22 protein-coding genes and 1 pseudogene are annotated in these 21,992 nt (G+C 72.2%); 5 read left to right on the top strand and 18 right to left on the bottom strand.

Annotated features, from left to right (window positions below):
• Positions 1–34: 34 nt before the first annotated feature.
• Positions 35–595, bottom strand: coding sequence for a head-tail connector protein (locus LGR69_RS13060; RefSeq protein WP_230366278.1), 561 nt, complete (start codon positions 593–595; stop codon positions 35–37).
• Positions 596–623: 28 nt separating this feature from the next.
• Here LGR69_RS13060 and LGR69_RS13065 point away from each other — a divergent pair, with 28 nt between their 5' ends.
• The 3 genes from LGR69_RS13065 (at position 624) to dps (ending at position 3,253) form a co-directional block, all read left to right on the top strand.
• The gene (locus tag LGR69_RS13065) at positions 624–1,361 is read left to right on the top strand and encodes a S1 family peptidase (RefSeq protein WP_230366279.1); all 738 of its coding nucleotides are present in this window, start codon (positions 624–626) and stop codon (positions 1,359–1,361) included.
• A 265-nt stretch (positions 1,362–1,626) separates the two neighbouring features.
• Positions 1,627–2,538, top strand: coding sequence for a S1 family peptidase (locus LGR69_RS13070; protein WP_230366280.1), 912 nt, complete (start codon positions 1,627–1,629; stop codon positions 2,536–2,538).
• Positions 2,539–2,707: 169 nt separating this feature from the next.
• On the top strand, positions 2,708–3,253 hold the full coding sequence (dps, locus tag LGR69_RS13075; protein ID WP_007565817.1) for a DNA starvation/stationary phase protection protein Dps: 546 nt from the start codon (positions 2,708–2,710) through the stop codon (positions 3,251–3,253).
• Positions 3,254–3,599: 346 nt separating this feature from the next.
• On the opposite strand, the gene LGR69_RS13080 is transcribed toward dps, so the two are convergent.
• The 8 genes from LGR69_RS13080 to LGR69_RS13115 form a co-directional block, all read right to left on the bottom strand.
• Positions 3,600–4,892 carry a phage major capsid protein gene (locus LGR69_RS13080; RefSeq protein WP_230366516.1) on the bottom strand — a complete coding sequence of 431 codons (1,293 nt, stop codon included), beginning with the start codon at positions 4,890–4,892 and terminating at the stop codon, positions 3,600–3,602.
• The gene (locus tag LGR69_RS13085) at positions 4,892–5,419 is read right to left on the bottom strand and encodes an HK97 family phage prohead protease (RefSeq protein WP_230366281.1); all 528 of its coding nucleotides are present in this window, start codon (positions 5,417–5,419) and stop codon (positions 4,892–4,894) included. Before LGR69_RS13085 ends, LGR69_RS13080 begins: the two co-directional genes overlap by 1 nt.
• A gap of 234 nt (positions 5,420–5,653) precedes the next feature.
• Positions 5,654–6,841 carry a phage portal protein gene (locus tag LGR69_RS13090; protein ID WP_230366282.1) on the bottom strand — a complete coding sequence of 396 codons (1,188 nt, stop codon included), beginning with the start codon at positions 6,839–6,841 and terminating at the stop codon, positions 5,654–5,656.
• A gap of 486 nt (positions 6,842–7,327) precedes the next feature.
• Complete coding sequence (locus tag LGR69_RS13095) at positions 7,328–7,579, bottom strand: hypothetical protein (protein WP_007565824.1); 252 nt, start codon at positions 7,577–7,579, stop codon at positions 7,328–7,330.
• 106 nt (positions 7,580–7,685) lie between these two features.
• Positions 7,686–9,008, bottom strand: coding sequence for a DNA-packaging protein (locus LGR69_RS13100; protein ID WP_230366283.1), 1,323 nt, complete (start codon positions 9,006–9,008; stop codon positions 7,686–7,688).
• On the bottom strand, positions 8,974–9,618 hold the full coding sequence (locus LGR69_RS13105) for a hypothetical protein (RefSeq protein ID WP_091865237.1): 645 nt from the start codon (positions 9,616–9,618) through the stop codon (positions 8,974–8,976). The genes LGR69_RS13100 and LGR69_RS13105 overlap by 35 nt, the downstream gene beginning before the upstream one ends.
• 121 nt (positions 9,619–9,739) lie before the next feature.
• Positions 9,740–10,033 (bottom strand): DUF3761 domain-containing protein, encoded by a 294-nt coding sequence (locus tag LGR69_RS13110; protein ID WP_091865245.1) that lies wholly within the window; start codon positions 10,031–10,033, stop codon positions 9,740–9,742.
• Entirely contained in the window at positions 10,033–10,251 is a 219-nt protein-coding gene (locus LGR69_RS13115; protein WP_139221077.1) for a hypothetical protein, read from the bottom strand. The genes LGR69_RS13110 and LGR69_RS13115 overlap by 1 nt, the downstream gene beginning before the upstream one ends.
• Positions 10,252–10,606: 355 nt before the next feature.
• On the opposite strand from LGR69_RS13115, the gene LGR69_RS13120 reads away from it, so the two are divergent.
• Complete coding sequence (locus LGR69_RS13120) at positions 10,607–10,861, top strand: hypothetical protein (RefSeq protein WP_091865233.1); 255 nt, start codon at positions 10,607–10,609, stop codon at positions 10,859–10,861.
• A gap of 125 nt (positions 10,862–10,986) precedes the next feature.
• On the opposite strand, the gene LGR69_RS13125 is transcribed toward LGR69_RS13120, so the two are convergent.
• Both LGR69_RS13125 and LGR69_RS13130 read right to left on the bottom strand, forming a co-directional pair.
• The gene (locus LGR69_RS13125) at positions 10,987–11,511 is read right to left on the bottom strand and encodes a hypothetical protein (protein ID WP_230366284.1); all 525 of its coding nucleotides are present in this window, start codon (positions 11,509–11,511) and stop codon (positions 10,987–10,989) included.
• A gap of 103 nt (positions 11,512–11,614) precedes the next feature.
• Positions 11,615–12,049 carry a DUF4260 family protein gene (locus LGR69_RS13130; protein WP_122161472.1) on the bottom strand — a complete coding sequence of 145 codons (435 nt, stop codon included), beginning with the start codon at positions 12,047–12,049 and terminating at the stop codon, positions 11,615–11,617.
• An 87-nt stretch (positions 12,050–12,136) separates the two neighbouring features.
• On the opposite strand from LGR69_RS13130, the gene LGR69_RS13135 reads away from it, so the two are divergent.
• On the top strand, positions 12,137–13,027 hold the full coding sequence (locus LGR69_RS13135) for a LysR family transcriptional regulator (RefSeq protein WP_230366285.1): 891 nt from the start codon (positions 12,137–12,139) through the stop codon (positions 13,025–13,027).
• 24 nt (positions 13,028–13,051) lie between these two features.
• Here LGR69_RS13135 and LGR69_RS13140 read toward each other — a convergent pair whose 3' ends face one another.
• The 7 genes and pseudogenes from LGR69_RS13140 to LGR69_RS13170 form a co-directional block, all read right to left on the bottom strand.
• A complete protein-coding gene (locus LGR69_RS13140) occupies positions 13,052–14,149 on the bottom strand; it encodes a protein-glutamate methylesterase/protein-glutamine glutaminase (RefSeq protein ID WP_007569475.1) in 1,098 nt (365 codons plus the stop codon).
• Positions 14,146–14,991: a CheR family methyltransferase gene (locus tag LGR69_RS13145; RefSeq protein WP_091865227.1), complete on the bottom strand. Its 846-nt coding sequence runs from the start codon at positions 14,989–14,991 to the stop codon at positions 14,146–14,148. Before LGR69_RS13145 ends, LGR69_RS13140 begins: the two co-directional genes overlap by 4 nt.
• Before the next feature lie 22 nt (positions 14,992–15,013).
• Positions 15,014–15,487 (bottom strand): chemotaxis protein CheW, encoded by a 474-nt coding sequence (locus tag LGR69_RS13150; protein WP_007569473.1) that lies wholly within the window; start codon positions 15,485–15,487, stop codon positions 15,014–15,016.
• Positions 15,488–15,624: 137 nt separating this feature from the next.
• Positions 15,625–17,697, bottom strand: a complete 2,073-nt coding sequence (locus LGR69_RS13155) for a HAMP domain-containing methyl-accepting chemotaxis protein (RefSeq protein WP_230366286.1) — start codon at positions 17,695–17,697, stop codon at positions 15,625–15,627.
• Positions 17,698–17,765: 68 nt separating this feature from the next.
• Positions 17,766–18,773 (bottom strand): annotated as a pseudogene (locus tag LGR69_RS13160) (methyl-accepting chemotaxis protein); the annotation flags it as partial.
• Positions 18,774–18,794: 21 nt separating this feature from the next.
• The gene (locus LGR69_RS32190) at positions 18,795–19,673 is read right to left on the bottom strand and encodes a CHASE3 domain-containing protein (protein ID WP_370881361.1); all 879 of its coding nucleotides are present in this window, start codon (positions 19,671–19,673) and stop codon (positions 18,795–18,797) included.
• Positions 19,674–19,812: 139 nt separating this feature from the next.
• Positions 19,813–21,984 carry a HAMP domain-containing methyl-accepting chemotaxis protein gene (locus LGR69_RS13170; RefSeq protein WP_230366287.1) on the bottom strand — a complete coding sequence of 724 codons (2,172 nt, stop codon included), beginning with the start codon at positions 21,982–21,984 and terminating at the stop codon, positions 19,813–19,815.
• Positions 21,985–21,992: the final 8 nt, after the last annotated feature.

Below are 21,992 nucleotides of genomic sequence, written 5' to 3' on the forward strand. Positions count from 1 at the left end.
GCTCCGGTCGGGCGCCATCGGAGGGGAAGCCGGCTCACAGGCGCATCCGGCGGAAGGGCGCGGCGAGGTCGGCGGCGTCGGTGCGGGCGGCATCGGGCTCGTCACCGCGATGCTCGTAGCGGGCGGCGGCGAGCCGCAGGATCGCGAGCCGGAGCGGCGCCGGCAGCGGCGGCCCGTCGCCCCCGAACCCGGCCGCGACCTCGATCAGGATCGTGCGGCCGGCCGGGTCCGGCACCGCGGGGTCGATCAGCAGGCCCGGCGCCTCGATCGGGTCGGGTCCGAGCCGGACGAGGCCGGCGGCGAGCGTGGTGACGCCCGTGGCGTCGGACAGCCCGGCGCGGACCAAAGCCACCAGCGGGCTCAGCGGCAGGGCCAGCCGGCCGTTCGCGGGCCAAGCATCGAGGGCGATCCGGTAGCGGCCCGGCACCAGGATCCGGCGGGCCTCGATCTCCAGGCTCGCCCGGGCGGCGGTGATCAGGGCCGCGAGCAAGTCATCCTCGGTTCCGCCGTCGTCGGAATCGAGCCGCAGATAGGTGCGCAGCTCCGCCACGCTCACCGGCTCGACCACGGCCTCGTCGGCGCGTATCGGGATCATCGCGTTGCCCCCTTGCTGGATGTCTCGAATGCCGGTCCCGAAGCGCCGCCGGGCGGCCCTCACCGTCCTGGCGGCGGCCCTGTCGCTCGCGGGCCGTCCGGCCGGCGCGATCGTGGGCGGCGCGGAGGCGCCGGCCGGCGGGGCCGTGATGGTCCTGTCGTCGAATGGCGGCGTCTGCACCGGCCTGGTGCTCGCCCCCGATACGGTGCTGACCGCCGGCCATTGCGTCGTCGCCGGGCGGGAGCACCGGGTCCATTTTCGCGATGACGCGGGGGCGCCGGTCCTGGTCGAGGTCTCGGGCCGCGCGATCCATCCGGGCTACGATGCCGGCGCTGCCTCCGGCCGGCGCAAATCCATCGACCTCGCGCTCCTGCGCACCGCGACGCCGCTGCCGTTGCGCTTCGCCCCGGTCACCTTGAGCGCCGCCCTCCCCCGGGCCGGCGAGCGCCTGACCCTGGCGGGCTACGGCGCGGCCAGAGCGGGCGACCCGCGCTCGACCGGCACCTATCGCAGCGTCGGCCTGCCGGTGATCGAGCCGTACGGGCCGAGCCGCATCCTGGTCTGGCTCAAGGGCGACGCGGCCGGCGGCTGCCAGGGCGATTCCGGCGGCCCGATCACCGGCCCGGACGGTGCCGTGCTGGCGCTCGCCGCCTGGATCAGCGGGACCTGCGGCGGCCTCACCCAGGGGGTTCTGGTGGGGCCCCAGCGCGGCTGGATCGACCGGGTTCTGGATGGATGGGGCCGCGGCGCGCGCTGGGGCGGCTGACGGGCCGTCACCGGGTGAGGCGATGGCGAGAGCGCAGCCGAATGATGGTCCATCCCGCTCCGGGTCGCTTCACGCACGCCGCCATGGCGAGCGCAGAGACGGAAGACCCGTCAAACAGGCCGTTCGGGCCGTCTTCTCCCCCAGCATCGCCCCGCCGGTTCGGAACCGCAGCTTGGCCGGGTCATTGCCTTGCTCTAGGCTCCCTCAGCGCCGCGCCCTCGCCGCTGCGTCCCCCCTTGCGCCGTGAGCGCCCCCGGAGTGTCCGATGTCCCGTCGCCCGATGCGCAAGGCCGGCCCCCGTGAGCGTCTGCGCGGCCTGGGGCTCGGAGCCGGGCTTCTCGGCGGCGCCCTGCTCGGCGCCCTGGCCGGCCTCATGCCGGCCCCGGCGGCGGCGGTGATCAACGGCACCACCACGCGCGATCCCGACGGCGCGCGCAGCTTCGCGGTCCGCATCGAGAGCACGGAGGGCGAGATCTGCTCGGGCACCCTGATCGCCCAGGATCTCGTGCTCACCGCCGCCCATTGCGTGATGCGGCCGGCCGGCTACACGATCATCAGCGTCGACCGGGGCTTCCGCCAGCGCCGCACCCAGGTCATCGCCGCGACCATGCACCCGGATTTCGTGCCCGGCACGACGCCCGAGGACCAGCCCGGCGTCGACCTGGCCCTGCTCAAGCTCGAGGCGCCGCTCGGCGCCGACTACGTCCCGCTCGATCCCCGCGGCGCCGCCTCGATCGATACCGGTGCGGCGGTGGACATCGCCGGCTTCGGCGTCGTGGCCGAGAACCGGCGCGACACGGCCCGCACCCTGCGGCTCGCGCATCTCGTGTCGATCGGCTCGCTGCAGGTCGCCAACCGGGTGACCGTGGTGACCGACCGGCGGCGCATGGCCGAGACCTCGGGCGCCGGCGCGTGCCTGGGTGATTCCGGCGGCCCGATCCTGGTCGGCGGCCCCGGCGGCTACCGGATCGTCGGCGTGGTCAGCTGGTCGAGCGGCGCCCTGCAGCAGGGGGCCCGCCGGACCGCCTGCGGCGGCTTCACCGCGGTGACCCCGGTGGCCGAGCATACCGGCTGGATCGCAACCCGGTCGGCGGAACTCTCGCGGATCCCGGTCGGCGAGGCCCTGCCCCGGGGCAACCGCTCCGACTGGATGGCCAAGCCCGGCCGGCGTCGCTGAGCCGCGCCCGAAGGCCGTCGGGACGAGACGACGCGCCCGGACGTGTCGGCGCCGCTCGGAACACCGGACCCGCTGTCGCGTTTGTGCAACGCAATCGCGTTAGGCGAAGATTCGCGGCCGTATCGGCATGTTCGCGACCGTCCGCACGCAAATTTACGGAGCAGATTTCATGGCTGAGACCGGCAAGGGCAATACCGTCCGCTCGCACAAGACCCGTAACAACACCGACTCGAACGCCAAGCAGGTCTCGGTCGAGGCGCTGAACGCCCGGCTGGCGGACGGCATCGACCTCGCCCTGGCCATCAAGCAGGCGCACTGGAATCTGAAGGGTCCGCAGTTCATCGGCATCCACGAGATGCTCGACGGCTTCCGCACCGAGCTCGACGACTTCAACGACAAGGTCGCGGAGCGCGCGGTGCAGCTCGGCGCCACGGCGTTCGGCTCGACCCAGGCGGTCGCCGCGAAGACCAAGCTGCCGGCCTACCCGACCGACATCTACGCCATCGCCGACCACGTCGCGGCGCTGATCGACAGCTACGCCGCCTACGCCAACGCGGTGCGCGAGAACATCGACGAGACCGACGAGGCCGGCGATGACGGCACGTCCGACCTGTTCACCGAGATCTCGCGGGCGGTCGACAAGCACCTCTGGTTCCTCGAGGCCCACGTCCAGGAGCCGACCGGCACCCTGCGCGACGGTAACGAAGGCCGCTGAGCCCAGCTCGCCGACCTCTGGTCTGAAGCGTTCGAACATCGATCGCCCTCCCCGCTCGCGGGGAGGGCGATCGCGTTTTGATAGGTCGTTTCCCCAAGGGCTTGAGAGTTTTCTCGCCGCCCGCTGCACCTCCCCGTCATCCCGGGGCCGCGAAGCGGAGCCCGGGATCCAGACACGTCGGTGCAGCATGGTCCTGCACCGTCCGCGGTTCTGGGTTCCGGGTTCGCCTGCGGCGTCCCGGAATGACAGGGTGATTTGGAGCCTCTCTGAGCGCTCTTGCGCCGTCTGAAGACGGGAAGCCGGCCCGGACGTCAGAGGCGACCGGGCCGACGCCCGAAAACCAGCCTCACCCGAACTTCAGCACCTTGATCGCGTCGAAATCCTGTACCCCGCCGCCGACGCGCTTGGTGACGTAGAAGAGCACGTAGGGCTTGGCCGAGTACGGGTCGCGCAGCACTCGCAGGCCGGTGCGGTCGACCACGAGATAGCCCCGGCGGAAATCGCCGAAGGCCACCGACAGGCTGCCTGCCGCGATCTCGGGCATCGCCTCCGCCTCGGTCACGGGGAAGCCGATCAGCGTCGCGGAGCGGTCGGCGGTGAGCGGCGGGTGCCAGAGGTAATTGCCCTGCGCGTCCTTGAACTTGCGGATCGCGCTCTGGGTGCGCCGGCTCATCACGAAGCCGGCATTCTGGCGGTAGGCGGCCCGCAGGGCGTAGACCAGATCGAACAGCACGTCGGACGGGTTGCTCTGCGGGAACGCCCCGGCCGCGCCGGTGGCGACGAAGCCGAGCTTGCCCGGGACCCAGGCGGCGTTGGCCACCGTGTCGTAGCTCAGGAAGCCGCGCGGGCGGCTGGCGCCGTCCCCGGTGACGAAGGCCACCCCCTCCTGCTCGGCGAAGGCCATCTCGACCTCGGCCGAGAGCCAGGCGTCGAGATCGACGACCGCATCGTCCAGCAGCGTCTGGGTCGCGGCCGGCATGGCGTAGAGCTCCATGGCCGGGAAGGCGATCTCGGCGAGCACCGGCCCGTCGGTGCCGGGGCGCGGCGCGGTCTCGGCGACCCAGCCGGTCGCCGGAGCGCCGACCGAGGCGGCGCGCTTGTACTGGGCGCCGGAGATCTGCTGCACGCTGGCGATGGCCCGGATCGGCGAGACCTGCGCGAGCCGGGCCAGCACGGTCCGCTCCAGGGTCTGCGGCACCAGGTAGCCGCCATCCGGCCCCGATCCGGCCGACAGGGCCTTGGCCTCCAGGCGCTTCAGCCCCGCGCTCTCGCCGGCCCGGACATAGAGGTCGAAGGCTGCCTTGTGCTCCTGCGCAGCCCCGTCCTCCCGGGGGCCCGGCTGGCCGAGCGGCGGCCGGGCGCGGTCGAGGCTGATCCGGTCGAGCCGGGTCCGGGCAGCGTCGAGCGCCGCGTCGATCCGGGCGAGCTTCTCCTCGGTGAGCACGTCGGCGCCGAGCCGGCCCTCGATCTGGGCGATCCGGCTGTCATTGGTCTCCTTGAAGGCCTCGAACGCGGTGGCGAGTTCGTCGAGCGCCGGCTGGACCGGCTCGGCCCCGGGCCGGCCGGCCTTGTTCTCCAGGCCGGGCAGCGCGCCTTTGGTCTCCGGGGCGGGGCTCGACGGGGCGACGGCATGGGACATCATCGGGCAACCTCGTGGCTGGGGTGGGTGAAGCGGGACCGGACCGCCGGCTTCAGGCCGGCGGTGGGTTTGGGGGCGATCCTCCGGGCGAGCCCGCGGATCTCCTCGGCGGACGGCACGCGATCCGGGCTAGCCCGGGCCCCCGGCTGCAGCGGGAAGGTCACCAGGGAGATCTCCCAGAGGTCGATCCGCTGGAGCCGGCGCTCCCCGCCCGCGCCCTTGCGCGCCAGCAGGGTGCGGAAGCCGATCGACAGCCCGTCGAGGCCGCCGCCGCGCAGCAGCGCGTCGACCTCCCGGGCGCGCTGGACCGCGAGGTTGAGCTGCCCCTCGGCGAACAGGCCGCGGGCATCCTCGCGCAGGGACAGCCAGCGCCCGATCGGCTCGGCCGGATCGTGCTGGAACAGCAGCCGCACCCCCGCGGCCCCCCTTCGCGCCAGGCTCGCCGCAAAAGCCCCCGGCACCACCACGTCGCGGCCGAGATCGGGCACGCCGAACACGCTGGCGTAGCCGGAGAAATGGCCATCCATCGGGAGAATCCTCGGTCGGTTTTTATTTGGACAGGGGCGGAGCGCCGGAGCGGCCTGACGGGCGTGGGCGGGATGATTCAGCGGCCCGAAGCGAGGCCTGTCCGGACATCACACGCCCCCTCGCGAGGCGGTTACGATGTTCACGCGGCGCGCTCCGCCAGGCGCGCCGGCCCCCTCTCCCGTGCGGGAGAGGGGGCCGGCGCCTCGATCGGAACCATGCGAGGCCGATGATCCTCACCCGCCCGCTTCCGGCTCCGGCGGGTAGCCCACCGCCGCGCGCTTCTCGGCGACCGACAGGAACCCGGCGGCCTCGACCCGCCGCCACAGGGATTCCCGCTCCCCCGCCAGGGCCTCGATCCGGTCGAGGTCGGGCTCCAGGTCCACCAGGCCGAAGGCGGGTTCCAGCCAGCCGGCCAGCGCCTGGGCGGTGCGGGCGGCGAGCGGGATCAGGGTCTGGCGGTAGAGCGCCCGGTTGGCCTCGGCGTAATTCGCGTGGGTGCTGTCGCCCGGCAGGCCGAGCAGCAGGGGCGGCACCCCGAAGGCCAGGGCGATCTCCCGGGCGGCCGCGTTCTTGGCCTCGACGAAATCCATGTCCCTCGGCGACAGGGCGAGGGGCTTCCAGTCGAGGCCGCCTTCCAGCAGCAGCGGCCGGCCGGCATTGGCGGCGCCCTGGTAATTGGCCTCCAGCTCGGCCTTCAGCCGGTCGAATTGCGGCTCGGTGAGCGCCGCCCCGGCGAAGACCAGCGCCCCCGACGGCCGGGCGGCGTTGTCCAGCAGCGCCTTGTTCCAGGCGCTGGCGGCGTTGTGGATGTCCAGCGCGGTGGCGGCCGCCTCGATCGGGGCGAGGCCGGCATAATCGTCGTCCGGATGGAACAGGGACAGCGCCAGGATCGGCGCCACCTCGGGCGCACCCGGGGCCGGCAGGTCGAACCGGCGGCTGGTCCCCCCGACCGTGTAGACATAGGCCGCCGGCCAGCCGTCCGGGCCGGGCAGCATCCGCATCCGCCCCGGCCGCAGGGCCTGCAGGGCGGCGATCCGCCCGTCGAGGCTCACCGCTTCCAGGTAGCCGGTGCCGCCGAGCAGGAGGTCGGCATAGACGGTCTCCAGGAGGCGCGTGCCGCTCTCGCGCGGGTTCGGCCGGGCGAGGAGCGCGAGCAGGTCACCCGCCCGCGCGGCGCCGGGCCCGGTGGCGGTGAGCGGCAGGCTCGCGGCGCCCTCGGCGACCAGCCGGATGGCCCGGTGCACGATCGGGTTGCCCTGGTAGCCGGCCCGGGCCAGCGCCGCCGGATCCCGGGGCGTCCAGCTGGCCCGGCCGTCCGCGTAGAGCGCGAAGGCCGGGGCGGCCTTGGTGACGAGATCCGGCCCAGCCGGACGGGTGGCCCGGCGCGCGACCCGCGCCAGCCGATCGAGGAGGTTCGCCATGCCTGTCCGGTCCTGCGCGAGAGCGCCCGCCGCGGAAATGGACGCCGGTTCGGCGCCAGCGAGCGTTTTGTGTGAACGGCTGAGAGCCGGGCCCGACGGCTGCGCGAACGGGTCCGGTCAGGGATGCGCGGCATCGATCCGCCCGCCGGAGCCGCGCCCGGGCCGCGCATTCATCGACGCCGTTAGGGAAGCCGAGTTGTGCTGAGCCGTTCGGTCGGTGCGGCGGATACACCGCACCCGGCGTCACGCCGTGGCGACACCGCTACAGCCACGGACCGCCGATTCATGTATGCAGGATACAGTGCGTTCCAGAGACCACGAACCGACTCCCGGCGCGCTTCCCGCAGAGGCGCGCCGTATTGTTTTGCGGATGCGGTGCCGCTCGCGGAGGCTTCTCCGTCGCGGGCAAACCTATTCCACCAGGATGACGGGAGAGACCGGGCATCCCGATCTCGGACCTCTGGAAGAACTTGGGTCCGGTCGCGGTCAGGCCCGCTCGACCGCGCGATTGACCGAACCGGCGACGTCCCGGGCGCAGCGGAGGACAGTGGCACGGTCGGTCTCGTTCGTGATCGCGTGCCAGAGGCGCAGCAGTTCCACCGTGGCGCTCAGGTCGGTGCGGATCGTCGGGGGGCCGAAGAAGTCGCCCACCGGGCAACCGAGGGACTCAGCGATCAGCCGCAGGCGCCGATGGGCGCCGTCGGGCAGACAGTTCTCAGGATCAAGATCCGAGTCCACGGGCCGCCCTCCGATGTACGGCCAATCATAACAGCCACCCCGCGTGTATGCAATTTAAGGATGAAGGCGCATCTCACTTTCCCGTGTGGTGCCGCACGCGTGACCGTCAAAGCCGGCGGATCCGCGGTTCGCGCGCGCCGTCGAGGAGCAGATGCGTCACCGCCCAGACCAGGGCGTCGAGCCGGTCGGGCGAGGCGCCGCTCGACAGGCCGTCCGGGCCGAAATCGCACAGCTCGTCCTCCAGGGCCGGGAACGGCCCGACATGGTGGACCAGGCCCTGCGCGTAGAGCAGCGAGACCGGCTCGGCGCGCAGGTACTTGCCCCGCATGGCGCGGACCGGGGTGACCGGCACCGCCGGGTCGCACTGGGCCAGCACCGCGGCGGCCATCTCGCCGCCCTGGTTGACCTCGACCACCAGGGCGTCGGCCCCGAGCCGGTGATAGAGCGCCAGCGCGGCCCCGGCCCAGGCCTGGGGGCTCGCCCGGGACAGGCTGGCATCGGCCAGCACGTAGGCCCGGGCGCCGGCCCGCCCGGCCGCCACGATCCCGCAGGCATCCGAGCGCGCCCCCGAGGTCGCGGGCGGGTCCACCGCCACCACGATCCGGGCGAGTTCCGGTGCGGCGGCGACCCGGCCGGCTTCCAGGGCGGCGCGATCCCACAGGGCGTCGTCCCGGTCGGCGATCAGCTCGCCGTCGAGTTCCTGGCGGCCCAGCCGCGTGCCGGCATAGCGCCCGACCACCAGCTCCAGGAAATCCGGGGCGAGGTGCCGGGCGTTGTCGTGGGTGCGGGCGCGGCTGACCACGGTGCGCGGGTCGGCGAGCAGGCGCCGGATCAGCGGCACCGGCCGCGGTGTCGTCGTGACGAGGTTGCGCGGGCGAGCGCCCAGCCGCAGCCCGAATTGCAGCATGTCGAAGGCGGCCTCGGGCCGGCGCCACTTGGCGGCCTCGTCGCACCAGGCGGCGCCGAATTGCGGGCCGCGCAGCGCGTCGGGCTCCTCCGCCGAGAAGGCCAGCGCCACCGCGCCGTTGTCCCAGGCCAGCCGGCGCAGGCTCGGCGACCAGCGCGGGCGCGCCCGTCCCCGCGCCGGCAGGTTGAGCAGGCCGGACGGGCCCTCGACCATCACGTCGCGCACGTCGAGATGGGTCTCGCCGACGAGCGCGATGCGCCCGACCGGCTCGGGCGTGAAGGCCGGATCGCCCCGGGCCAGGGCATCGACCCATTCGGCGCCGGTGCGGGTCTTGCCGCTGCCGCGGCCGCCGATCACCGCCCACGTCGTCCAGGATTCGGTCCGGGCGGTCCCGGTATCGGCCGGCGGAAGCTGGTCGGGCCGGGCCTGGTGCAGCCAGTCGTCCGCGAGGGCGCAGACCAGCGGGGCCGGCAGGGTCGCGAGAAAATCAGGCAGCCGTCCGGCCGCGGACAAAGCCAGCATAGCGGCGCGCGATTTCCGCGCGGAGTGCCGGCAGGTCGGGCTCGGTGTCGCCATCCCCGCCCTCCCGCCCGTCGTCCGGGGCCATCTCGTCGAGCAGCCGCTTGAGGCCGCCGAGGTCGCGCAGCACCCGGGCGGAATCGAGCACCGCCGCCCCCTCCCCGTTCAGGGCGGCGTCGAAGGCGGCGATCTGCCGGGCGATATGGGCGCGCAGATGCGCCCGCAGGGTCGGCGGGTCCGCCGCCGCCTCCGGATCGAGACGGCCGGGCTCGGCACCCACATCCGGTTCGGGGCGGGCGACGCCGCAGCCGGCCAGGAGCCGGTCGGCGGCGGCGCGCCCGACGCCCGCAGCCTCGGCCACGTCGCCGGGATCGTTCCGTGTGTCGCTCAGGAGCCGCGCGAGGGCCGCCCGACGGGTCTCCGGCCAGCGCGCGGCGATGTCATGCCGCCGGCGGCGCGGCCGCAGCCAGCCGGACCGGGCGTTCCAGCTGAGGATCGTGGCCGGCTTGACGCCGGTGCGGGCGCTGATCGCGGCGACCGACAGCTCGGTCTCGCGCAGGAGCTGCTCGACCGCGGCGCGCTGCTCCGGCGGGAGTGGATCGAGAGACCGCATCGCCGCCGCTCCGCATACGTATCGACCGTGCCTGGTATGTACCCGAGCAGCGCGCCGGTGTCAACCTAAAAATTCCTATTCTTGGATTTTAGGCGGATCTCTTCCGCGCGTGCGCGATGCCTTACCCCTCCCAATGGGCCACGCCGCCATGGCCGGAGCAGGTGCCGCGGCGGGTGTGGCTGAAGCTCCAGGTGTCGTCCCGGCACTTGGCCGTGGCCCCGGCCGGCTTGGCGCCGTCGCGGGTCTTGGCCGGGCGGTGGACCTCGGAGCCGTCATGGCTGCGATAATGGCCGTGCCGGTCGAGGATCGATTCGTCGGGCTCGCGGTAGTCCCGGGCTGAGGCCCCACCGGCGAGGCCGAGGAGCACGGCCCCGGCGAGCGCGAGCCGGGCAAGGCCCGTGCAGATGGGACCCATCACCGGGCGGCACCGCATGTGCCGAAATTGTCACGCGCGGCGCCGTTCGGGCTGGTCGCCTCGCCCGGCGCCCGGGAGGTCGCGCGCGCCGCGGTACCGTCCGCCAACGCATGGCTCGCACCGCCCGGGACGGCGCCCCCCGGGCCGTCGCCGCCCGCGCGGGCGGCGGCACCGCCGGCCGTGGGCAGCAGGACGGCCACGAACGGGATCGGTCTCACGGCGCCACCTCAAGGTTGTGTTGATTGGCATCAAGCACAACCCAAGCGGGGCCGTCACGCGCTATTTCAGGTTAGGATTAAGGCTCATCGCGGTTGCGGCCCGGCCGCCCGGCGAAGGCCCCGGCAGCAATGCGCGGGCCTGCCGTCCGGCCCCGCCGAGATGAAGTGGCCGACTCTCCAGGCAAACTGCAAAGCTCGGCCCGGAATCCGAAATCGTCCTGCGTATTGCGCATGGATTCGGCGGTCTTCGTGGGGAGTCCCGCAAAAAAACCGGGCTTGCTTGGGCTGTGTTCGGAGCGCTAACCAGAGGCAGCCGCGCGTCGGCAACGCGATCGAACGGGAATACGGGGGCGAAGTGTTCGTTCTGGTGCTGGCGACCCTGGCGGGTGGCATCCTGACATCTGTGTGCGCGTGGCCCTGGCTCGGCCTCGGCGCGCTGCTCCTGGCCCCGTTCGGGGCCGGCAGCGCGGCGGTGTTCGCCGGACTCCTGCTCGCCGCCCTGCGGAGCCGGCGTTCCGCCGGCACGCACAAGCCGGTCCTGGGCACGCCGCCCGAGGCGCCCGCCACCATCGCCAACGACACGCTGTCGGCTCACCGCCGACGGGCGTGACCCGCCTCCGGGCGGGCGCGGCCGGAAACCGGCCGCCCTGCTCCACGGCAGAGGCCGGGCGCGATCCCCTGCGGCCGCCGCACCCCGCCTTCCGAATGCCGGCAGCCGCCGTTCAGGACCGGACGCTAAGGCCCGCCGGCGCCCGGCGCCGCCGCGACGGTCGGGATCCGGCCGGGTCCGCGGAAGAGCGCCAGGCCGATCACGTGCCGGACCAGGGTCGCGAGACCCAGCGCCAGGAAGCCGGCACTGCCGGTCAGGACCACGCGCTCGATCCCGTCCGTGTGGATGATGTGGTCCGGCACCTCGACGCATTGGAGGAAGATCTCGGCCATCAGGCCCAGCACCAGCAGGGCGAGGCCGACATGATGGCAGAGCGCGTCGAGGGCGGCCTCGTAGTCCGGTTCTTCCGTCGGCAGGCCGCCCAGCAGATGGCTGACGCCCGCCCGCTCCTCCAGGACGACACCCCAACCGATCAGGATCACGCCCATCCCCTCGATGATGTGCCCGGCCTCCTGGATCGATTCGTGGTGCCCGAAACCCGCCCCCCACAGCAACGATACGACCTCGTAGAGGGCCAAGGTCAGCGGCATCAGGATCACGACGTTGAACGCGACGATCGACCAGCGGCTGAGAAGCATCGTCGCCAGCATCGTGTGGAATCTCTTCGCCCAGGACATCGATGAAACGACCCGCCCCTCGGCACAGGCCTGGGTGTAATCGGAGATGTGCAGGAAGGATCGCGCCCGACCAAAGTCAACGGGCGCGCGAAACTTGGGACGCGCGCGCCTGTGATTGAGACGGAGCGGCGCGGTCGCCGGTGCCGATCGCCCCGAGATGGGTCATGCCGAAGCCGGCCCGGTATTTGAGGCCGTAGCCGAGGGCGCGGTCGAAGCCGATATGGGCGGCCCAGATCAGGCCCGCCGCCAGGATCTCCGGCGCCTGTGCGAGCACGCCCCAGGCCACACAGGCCGCGGGCAGACCGTACCAGTGGCCGGCATTGTAGAGGGCCGCCCCGGCCGCACGCCCGGCGCCGTAGCCGAGCAGGGTCAGGTCGGGGGCGAAGAACAGCAGCGCGAACGGCCACCAGCCCGCCTCCAGGCGGCCATACGTCACCGATGCGGCGACGAGGACGAGCAGGCCTTCGAGGCGCAGCAGCTGCCGCGGCGCCCCCGTCACCGTTCCGGTCATCGCGTGTTCTCCTGAGGGAATGCCGTGAGACTCGCCCATTCATCGCTGCATGGCGAGACAGGATTTCCGCATGCTATTCCCTCACAAATGAATACCCCGGACTGGACCCTGCTGCGCTCCTTCCTAGCGGTGGTCGAGATGCGCTCGCTGTCGGCGGCCGCCACCCGCACCGGCGCGACCCAGCCGACCCTGAGCCGCCATATCCGTGCGCTGGAGACGGCGCTCGGCGTCACCCTGTTCACCCGCACGGCGCGGGGGCTCGAACCGACCGAGGCGGCCCTGGGCCTGATCGACGACGCGCGCGCCATGGGCGAAGCCGCCGATGCCCTGGCGCGCAAGGCGCGAGGGCGGGCGCAGGGCCTGAGCGGGACCGTGCGCATCACCGCCTCGGTAATCGTCGCCAACCTGCTGCTGCCACCGATCCTGGCGGCCTTGCGGGCGGACGAGCCGCGCATCGAGATCGAGCTCGTCGCCTCGGATCAGCCCCAGAACCTGCTGCGCCGGGATGCCGACATCGCGATCCGCATGTTCGACCCGACCCAGAACGCCCTGATCGCCCGCAGGCTCGGGGAGGCGCCGCTCGGGCTGTTCGGCGCACAGAGCTATTTCGCCCGTCGCGGCCGGCCCCGCACCGTGGCCGACCTGGCCGAGCACGACGTCCTCGGTTTCGATCGCAGCGACGCGCTGCTGCGGGCCTATGCCGCCCACGGTCTCCGGGCGGCGCGCACGGATTTCCCGATCCGCTGCGACGACCAGATGGTCTACTGGAACCTGATGCTGGCCGGGGCCGGCCTCGGCTTCGCGCAGGTGCTGCTGGCGGGGCGCCACCCCGAGCTGGAGCGGGCGGAGATCGGCCTGACCCTCGCGCCGCTGCCGGTCTGGCTGGTTCTGCACGAGGAGGTGCGCGGCAACGCCCGGATCCGCCGGGTCGCCGATCGCCTCACCGAGGCGCTCGGCGCCCTGCTGCGCGGCGCCTGACGGGGATCGCGGCGGATCCCCGCCTCACGCCGGCTGGCGCAGCACCGGGGCGAGGCCGAAGCGGATGATCTCGTGGGGGAGCCGGTCGAGCGGCAGGACCTTGGCGGCAGCGCCGCGCTCGATCGCCTCCTTGGGCATGCCGAACACCACGCAGCTCTCCTCGTCCTGCGCCACCGTGAGCGCGCCGGCCCGGCGCATCTCCAGGAGGCCGTTGGCGCCGTCGTCGCCCATCCCGGTCATCAGGATGCCGAGGGCGTTGGCGCCGGCGCATTGCGCGGCGGCGCGGAACAGCACGTCCACGGAGGGGCGGTGGCGCGAGACCAGCGGGCCGTCCTTCACCGCCACGGTGTAGTGGTTGCCGCTGCGCTGGAGCAGCAGGTGACGCCCGCCCGGAGCGATCAGGGCCCGACCGGGGGCGACCGCATCGCCGTCCTCGGCCTCCTTGACCGCGATGGCGCAGAGCCCGTCCAGCCGCCGGGCGAAGGCGGCGGTGAAGTATTCGGGCATGTGCTGGACGATGACCAGGCCCGGGCAATCGACCGGCAGCACCTCCAGCACGTCGCGCAGGGATTCGGTCCCGCCCGTGGAGGCGCCGATGCAGACGATCGGGTCGGTCCCGGCCACGCTGCGGATGCGGGTCGTGGGCGGCAGCACGGCGTCGGCGGTCAGCTTCGCCTCGACCGCCCGGAGCGGCGGCCGGCTCGGGCGCAGCTTCGCCCCGGCCGCGGCCCGCACGGCGTCGCAGACCCGGACGGAGGATTCCATCAGGAACTGTCGGGTATCCACCCGGGGCTTGGGCAGGACGTCCACCGCCCCCGCCTCCAGCACCTCGAACAGGCTCCGGGAGCCCTGGTCGGTGAGCGTCGAGCAGATGATCACCGGGATCGGCCGCTGCGCCATGATCTTGCGCAGGAAGGTCAGCCCGTCCATCCGGGGCATCTCGAGGTCGAGGATGATGACGTCCGGCACCTCCTCGTGAATGCGCCGGGCCGCGATGAACGGATCGGCCGCCGTGCCGAGCACGGTGATGTCGGGGGCCGCGTCCAGGATGCCCACCAGGGTCTGCCGGACCGAGGCGGAATCGTCCACGATCAGCACGCGGATCGGCGGCTTGCGCGTCATCCGATGGCGCCCTCGACCCGGGTGAAGATCGTCGAGGAGACCTGCGCCAGGCCCGGCACACCGGCCCCGGCCATCGATTCCGAATGGCCGACCACCAGGAAGCCGCCGGGCCGCAGATGCGTGGCGAGCCGGGACAGGACCGCCCGCTGGGTGTCCTTGTCGAAATAGATCAGGACGTTGCGACAGAAGATGATGTCCACGTCGCGATCGACCGGATACTGGGCATTCATCAGGTTCAGGTGCTTGAAGCGCACCCGGGCGCGCAGCTCCGGGACGATCCGTCCGACCTTCCAGGCCGGGTTGCGGGCCTGCATCACGTAGCGTCGGCGGAAATGCTGCGGCACCGCCTGCAGCACGTCCTCCGGGTAGATGCCGTCCGCGGCGACCCGCAGGACCTCCGTGGAGACGTCGGTGCCGAGGATCGCGTAGTCGAGCGCGTGCCCGGCCATCGCCATGTCGTGCAGCACCATCGCGAGCGTGTAGGCCTCCGCCCCCGTCGAGGCGGCGGCGCTCCACAGCTTGAGCCGCGCCTGGGTGATGCCGTTCCGGCGCAGCATCGGGATCAGCTCGTCCCGGAGCTGGTCGAAATGCGCCGGCTCGCGGAAGAAGTCGGTCTTGTTGGTGGTGACGCAATCGATGATGTGGACGAATTCCTCGGCGAGGTGACCCTCCTCGAAGACGTGCCGGCCGTATTCCGTCAGCGTCTCGATCTCGAGCGCGCGCATGCGCTTGCGCAGCCGTCCCTCCACCATGGTGCGCTTGGCCGGCGGGATCTGGATCCCGACGCGTTCCTGGATCAGGTCGGCGACCGTCTCGAAATGGCGGTCTTTGAGGCGCGGCATGAAATCGGTCCTTGCGCGGCGATCAGGCCGCGAGCGACGGCATCAGAAGGGCGGGGTCGTCGCCCGCCATCAGCGCCTGCAGATCGAACACCACCACGAAGGCCTCGCCCTTGCGGCCGATGCCGGCGATGTAGGTCGAGCGCCAGCGGCCCCCGACATCGGGGGCGGGCTCCAGCTCGGCGCTGTCGAGCTCGGTCACCTCGATGACCCGGTCGGCCACGAAGCCGACCCGCATCGCCCGCTCGCCCATGGCGATGTTGAGCAGGATGATCCGCGTCGCCGGGGTCACCGGAATCGCCGGCAGCCCGAGCTTGGTGCGCAGGTCGACCACCGGGTAGCTCTGGCCGCGCACGTCGATCATGCCGACCAAGAACGGCGGCGCGTGCGGCAGGGCCGCGGGCGGGCGGTAATCCAGGATCTCATGCACGGATTCGATGTCGATCCCGAAGATCTCGCGATCGAGGCCGAGGGTCAGGTATTGCCACACGCTGGACATGCTGGTCTCCGGCTGGGCCGGCTGCCGGTCGCGTCCCGCCCGAACCGGGGGGCACGGGCCATCGCCGCGGCAGCATAGGGATCGGTGATTTCAGGGAGAGACACCGCGCGGGGAACGCCCGCGCGGTGCGGGGCCGCTCAGGCGGCGCGGATGAAGTCGGCGTCGCGGGAATCGCCCTCACCCATGTCGAGGGCGAAGCCGCCGCCGCCGCCGCCGCCGCCGGCCAGGGTGCGGCGGCCGGCGCGGGTCTTGTCGGCGGGCCTGACGCTCGCCTTGGCCGGGGCTCCCATCCGGGCCGCCGTCGCCCGCAGCTGCGTCGCCGCCACGTCGAGGCGCGACTCCGTCTCGTCGAGGCGGAAATACGCGATGGTGGCCTGGAGTCGCTCGGCCTGGGTGGCCAGCTCCTCGGAGGTGGCCGAGACCTGCTGGGACGCGCTGGCGTTCTGCTGGGTCACCTTGTCGAGCTGCTGGATCGCCAGGTTGATCTGCGCCGAGCCGACATCCTGCTCGCGGCAGGCCGCCGAGATCTCCTCCACCAGCAGCGCGGTCTTGCGGATGTCGGGCACCAGCCGCCCGAGCATCTCGCCGGCCTGCTGGGCCGCCTTGACCGTGTCGGAGGACAGCGTACCGATCTCGGCCGCGGCCGCCTGGCTGCGCTCGGCGAGCTTGCGCACCTCCGAGGCGACCACCGCGAAGCCGCGGCCGTGCTCGCCGGCGCGCGCCGCCTCCACGGCGGCGTTCAGCGCCAGCAGGTCGGTCTGGCGGGCGATCTCCTGCACGATGGTGATCTTCTGGGCAATGGTCTGCATCGCGTCCACCGCCCGGCCGACGGCGGCGCCGCTGGCCTCGGCGTCCTGGGCGGACTGCCGGGCGATCGCCTCGGTCTGGCTGGCATTCTCGGCGTTCTGCTTCACGTTGGCGGCCATCTCCTCGACCGAGGCCGAGGCCTCTTCCGTGGAGGCCGCCTGCTCGGTGGAGCCCTGCGACAGCTGCTCGGCAGAGGAGGACAGCTCCTGCGAGCCCGCCGACACGTTGCTCGAGGCGAGGATGACCTGGCCCACCACCTCGCGCAGCTTCAGGTTCATCGCCTGGACGGCGCGCAGCAGGTCGGCGATCTCGTCGCGACCGGACGTGACCACGTCCTGCTTCAGGTCGCCGGCGGCGACGCGGCTCGCCGCATCGACGGCCCGCTGCAGGCCCCGGGAGATCGAGAGCGACAGCCAGATCGCCATGGCGAGCCCGATCGCCACCGCGCCGGCGATGACGCCGATCAGGAGCAGGCGGGCGGTCTCGTAGGCGGCCTGCGTCTCGCGAACGAAGGTCTGGGCCAGGCTCTCCTCGTAGGCGCGCAGCTTCGCGGCCTCGTTGATGACCGCCGTCCGCGCCTGGGTGAACGGCCCCACGAGGATCTGCATTGCCTTGGCGTCGGTGTTGGCCAGGCCGAGGGCGAAGATGCGCTCACCGATCGGCTCCCAGGCCTTGATCGCGACGGTGACCGCCCGGGCCCCGTCAAGGAAGCCGGCGGCGCGGCCGGCCTCGGTGAGGCGGGCGAGATCCTGGTCGAGCTGGCGGCGATGCTCCTGATACTCGGCGGCGAACTTCGCCAGCAGCGCGTCGTCGCTGATCATCACCTCGCGGTAGATTTCGGCCAGGAGATGCGTCACCCGCAGGTCGATGGCGTCGATGAGGCGGCGGTTCTCGTTGGACAGGTCCGGCCGGGCGGCCAGCTCCTCGATCCGGGTCGTCACGACGTTGTAGGCGGCCAGCTGCTCGCCGCCGACCAGCGCGATGGCGGTGTTGTTGCCGTTCTTGACGGCGAAGTCCGTGCCCTTGGCCACGATCTCGGCCAGCCGATCCCAGCCGTCCTTCAAGGGCTGGACCCGGGCCCGCTCCTCCGGCGAGGTCTGCTCCAGGAACTCCTTCAGGAGGGCCCGGAACCGCTCGTCCTGGGCCTTGATGTCGGCCGCGACCTGGGCCCGCCCGGCATCGGCCGGGTCGAGCATCGCCCGGGCGTAGAGGCGCGCCGTGTCGACCGTCATGGTCTCGAACCGGAGGGCGCGCTGGACCTGCGCGAACGGGCCGGCCGCGAAGGCCTGCATCCGCGCGTTCGAGGCGCCCAGCCCCGCGATGGCGAGATACCCGGCTCCGCCCAGCAGGGCGAGCATCAGGCCGAAACTCAGGGCCAATTTGGCCCGGATCGTGAAACGCATGGGTCTGACCTGTTCAGGGGGCTCAATCTGTCCGCGCGGGGCGATCCCCGCGCGGGGAACTGTCTTGCTCAAGCGGCGCGGATGAAATCGGCGTCGCGGGCGTCACCCTCGCCCATGTCGAGGGCGAAGCCGCCGCTCGGGGTCGCGGCCGCCCGGGCGCCGCGGGCCTTGAGCCGGGCCGGACCGGCCGCCGGGGTGCCCATCCGGGTCGCCGTCGCCCGCAGCTGCGCGGTCGGATCCACGGCCGCGTCGTCGACGCGGAAATACGCGATGGTGGCCTGGAGCCGCTCGGCCTGGGTGGCCAGTTCCTCGGAGGTGGCCGAGACCTGCTGGGAGGCGCTGGCGTTCTGCTGGGTCACCTTGTCGAGCTGCTGGATCGCCAGGTTGATCTGTGCCGAGCCGACATCCTGCTCCCGGCAGGCCGCCGAGATCTCCTCCACCAGCAGCGCGGTCTTGCGGATGTCGGGCACCAGCCGCCCGAGCATCTCGCCGGCCTGCTGGGCCGCCTTGACCGTGTCGGAGGACAGCGTGCCGATCTCGGCCGCCGCCGCCTGGCTGCGCTCGGCGAGCTTGCGCACCTCCGAGGCGACCACCGCGAAGCCGCGACCGTGCTCGCCGGCGCGCGCCGCCTCCACGGCGGCGTTCAGCGCCAGCAGGTCGGTCTGGCGGGCGATCTCCTGCACGATGGTGATCTTCTGGGCAATGGTCTGCATCGCGTCCACCGCCCGTCCCACCGCGGCGCCGCTGGCCTCGGCATCCTGGGCCGATTGCCGGGCGATCGCCTCGGTCTGGCTGGCATTCTCGGCGTTCTGCTTCACGTTGGCGGCCATCTCCTCGACCGAGGCGGAAGCCTCTTCCGTGGAGGCCGCCTGCTCGGTCGAGCCCTGCGACAGCTGCTCGGCCGAGGCCGACAGCTCCTGCGAGCCCGCCGAGACGTTGCCGGCGGCGGTGGCGGCCTCGGTCACCACGGCGCGGAGCTTGGCCAGCATCTGCTCCAGGGCGGTGCCGAGGACGTCCTTGTCGGACAGGCGCTTGGCCTCGATGGTCAGGTCACCCGCGGCGATCGACTGCGCGACCTTGGCCAGAACCTGCAGGTTCTAGGTGGTGGCGCGCAGGTTGGCCTGGACCTCGCTGCTGAGGCCGCCGAAATCCTTCGACAGGGTCTTGGTGAAATCGCCGATCGAGACGGCGACCAGCACCTCCGAGATCTCCCGGAAGGCCTGCTCCACCGCCTGGGCGGTGCCCTGGATCCGGCCGACCTCGTCGAGGCGCCCGGTCTCGAACGGCGTGGCCAGGGTCGCCAGGCGGGTGCTGATCGCGGTCACGGGCTTCGCCACGGTGCGCACCAGCAGCAGACCGATGGCGACGGCGATCACCAGGTTGGCGACGATGCCGAGCAGGATCATCTGCGTGGTCGTGTCGAAGGCGGCGTTCTGCGCGTCCTGGCGGGTGCGCATCAGCGTGTTCTCGACATTGACCAAGTCGGCGATCTCGGCGCGCAGGCCGTCCATGGCCTCCTTGCCGGCGCCGGCGATCTCGGTCTGGCGCGCGGCCTCGCGGGTCTCGGGATTGGCCATCCCGGCGATGCCCTTCTCGGCGACGCCGGTGTGCCAGGCCTCGGCCTGCTTGCGGATCTTCTCGAGCCGCTCCTGCTGGGCCGGGTTGTCGGAGGTCAGCTCCTTGGCCTGCCGCCAGGCGGTGTTGAAGCTCTCCCAGCCCTTCTGGTAGGGCGCCAGGAACTTGGCGTCCCCGGACAGCAGGAAGCCGCGATAGCCGGTCTCCTGGTTGACCATGCCGGCGAGCGAGCGGTCGGCGGCGTCGATCACCTTGATGGTGTGGTCGGTCCAGTTCACCGACTGCCGGATCTCCGAGGATTTCCAGTAGACCACGCCGTTGATGCCGAGGCCGACGAGAAGCATCAACGTGAAGGCCAGGAACAGCTTTCGCGGTATCGAGATGTTGTCGAGCAAGTTCATGGTCTTATCCTTCACGTCGATGGAGCGGGCGGGGATCTCGATCGGGAGCACCCTGCGGCTGGTGTGGTCCGGGCGGGCCCGGAGGGCGGTTTGATCCGAGGACGCACCCCAGGGGGCGGGACGCTCGGCTTGGGGACGCTCAGGCGGCGCGGATGAAGTCGGCGTCGCGGGAATCGCCCTCGCCCATGTCGAGGGCGAAGCCGCTGCCCGCCGCCAGGGTGGGCCGGCCGACGCGGGCCTTGGCGGAAGTCTTGTCGGCGGCCTTGGCCGACGTGCCCATCCGGGCCGCCGTCGCCCGCAGCTGCGCCGCCGCACCCGTGCCTGCATCCGCCGCGCCGAGGCGGAAATAGGCGATGGTCGCCTGCAGCCGCTCCGCTTGCGTGGCGAGCTCGTCCGAGGTCGCCGAGACCTGCTCGGATGCGCTGGCGTTCTGCTGGGTCACCTTGTCGAGCTGCTGGATCGCCTGATTGATCTGCGCCGAGCCGACATCCTGCTCGCGGCACGCCGCCGAGATCTCCTCCACCAGCAGCGCGGTCTTGCGGATGTCGGGTACCAGACGCCCGAGCATCTCGCCGGCCTGCTGGGCCGCCTTGACCGTGTCGGAGGACAGCGTGCCGATCTCGGCCGCCGCCGCCTGGCTGCGCTCGGCGAGCTTGCGCACCTCCGAGGCGACCACCGCGAAGCCGCGGCCGTGCTCGCCGGCCCGGGCCGCCTCCACGGCGGCGTTCAGCGCCAGCAGGTCGGTCTGCCGGGCGATCTCCTGCACGATGGTGATCTTCTGGGCGATGGTCTGCATCGCGTCCACCGCCCGGCCGACGGCGGCGCCGCTGGCCTCGGCATCCTGGGCCGACTGCCGGGCGATCGCCTCGGTCTGGCTGGCATTCTCGGCGTTCTGCTTCACGTTGGCGGCCATCTCCTCGACCGAGGCCGAGGCCTCTTCCGTGGAGGCCGCCTGCTCGCTGGAGCCCTGCGACAGCTGTTCGGCCGAGGCCGACAGCTCCTGCGAGCCCGCCGAGACGTTGCCGGCGGCGGTGGCGGCCTCGGTCACCACGGCCCGGAGCCGGCTCAGCATCGTCTGAAGGGCGAGACCCATCGTGTCCTTGTCGGACAGCGGCTTGGCCTCGACGGTCAGGTCGCCCCCCGCGATCGCGTTGGCGAGGGCGGCGGTCTCCCTCAGGTTGTCGGTCATCCGGTTCATGGCGGTCACCAGATCGCCGACCTCGTCGTTCGAGGTCACGGCGATCTTTTGGTCCAGGTCACCGGCCGAGACGGCCTCGGCGAGCGACACGGCCCGGGCCAATCCCCGGGAGATCGAGACCGCGAGCCAGCCGGCGATGCCGAGGCCGAGGAGCAGCGCGCCCGCCAAGGTCGCGAGCATCAGCGTCTGGCTGTCCTGCGACGCCGTCTTCGAGCGCTCGACCGCCTCCGCCATCTGACGGCCCTGGTAATCGGTCAGGAGGTCGAAGGCCTTGTTGGTCGCCACGGACGCGACGCTGTACTCGCCTGCCACGAGCTCGATCGCGTGGATGGGCGCGCCCGGCTCGATCGTGGCAAGGGCCTTCTGGAACGAGGCGAACCAGGTCTCGAAGCTCTGCCGGACCGCCTCGGTGGGAACTTTCGCGGCGGCGCCGACCCGGAGCAGGTTCTCCAGGCCGCGGGCGATCTCATCGCGCATCTGCTTGGTCGCGGTCACATGCTCCTCGAGCCGGGCAACGCTGACCGCGCCGGTGGCGGCCTGTAGCCGGCCCCAGGCCCGTTCGAGGGGGATCTGGAACGCCATCACCGCCTTCATCAGATCGAGGGCGTTCGCGTCGGCCTTGGTTGTGAGCGCCGCCAGCTCCGTGCGCAGGACGGCGATGGCGGGACGACCCACGCCCACGATCTCGGACCAGGCCCGGGCGTTGGCGTTCATCTTGGCCAGCTCGACGATCTTGTTGCCCAGGGCAACCTGCGTCTCGTATTTCTGGTCGAGGTCCTGGACGAGCTGGCCGGCCTCCCCGGTCAAGGGACTGGCCTTGATCTTGGCGATGGCTTCCTGGGCGCGCTTGCGCATGTCGAGGGCGCGCTTGAGGGAATCGGCGATCTGGGCGTCGTTCACGGTGATCACCGCCGTGCGGAGGTTGGCGGTGCTGCGGATGGCGTTGGCCTTGGCCTCCAGCATCTGGGCTTGCGTCGCCGCGCGGTCGCGGAGGAACGCTAGGCTCCTGTCGGATTCCATCAGGCCCCGATAGCCGACGCCGCCGGCCAGACCGGCGAGCACGAGCATCGCGCCGAACCCGGCGGCCAGCTTGGCCTTGATTGAAATCCGCATATTCTCGA

The organism is Methylobacterium brachiatum (assembly GCF_020523825.1).
Classification (GTDB): Bacteria; Pseudomonadota; Alphaproteobacteria; order Rhizobiales; family Beijerinckiaceae; genus Methylobacterium; species Methylobacterium brachiatum.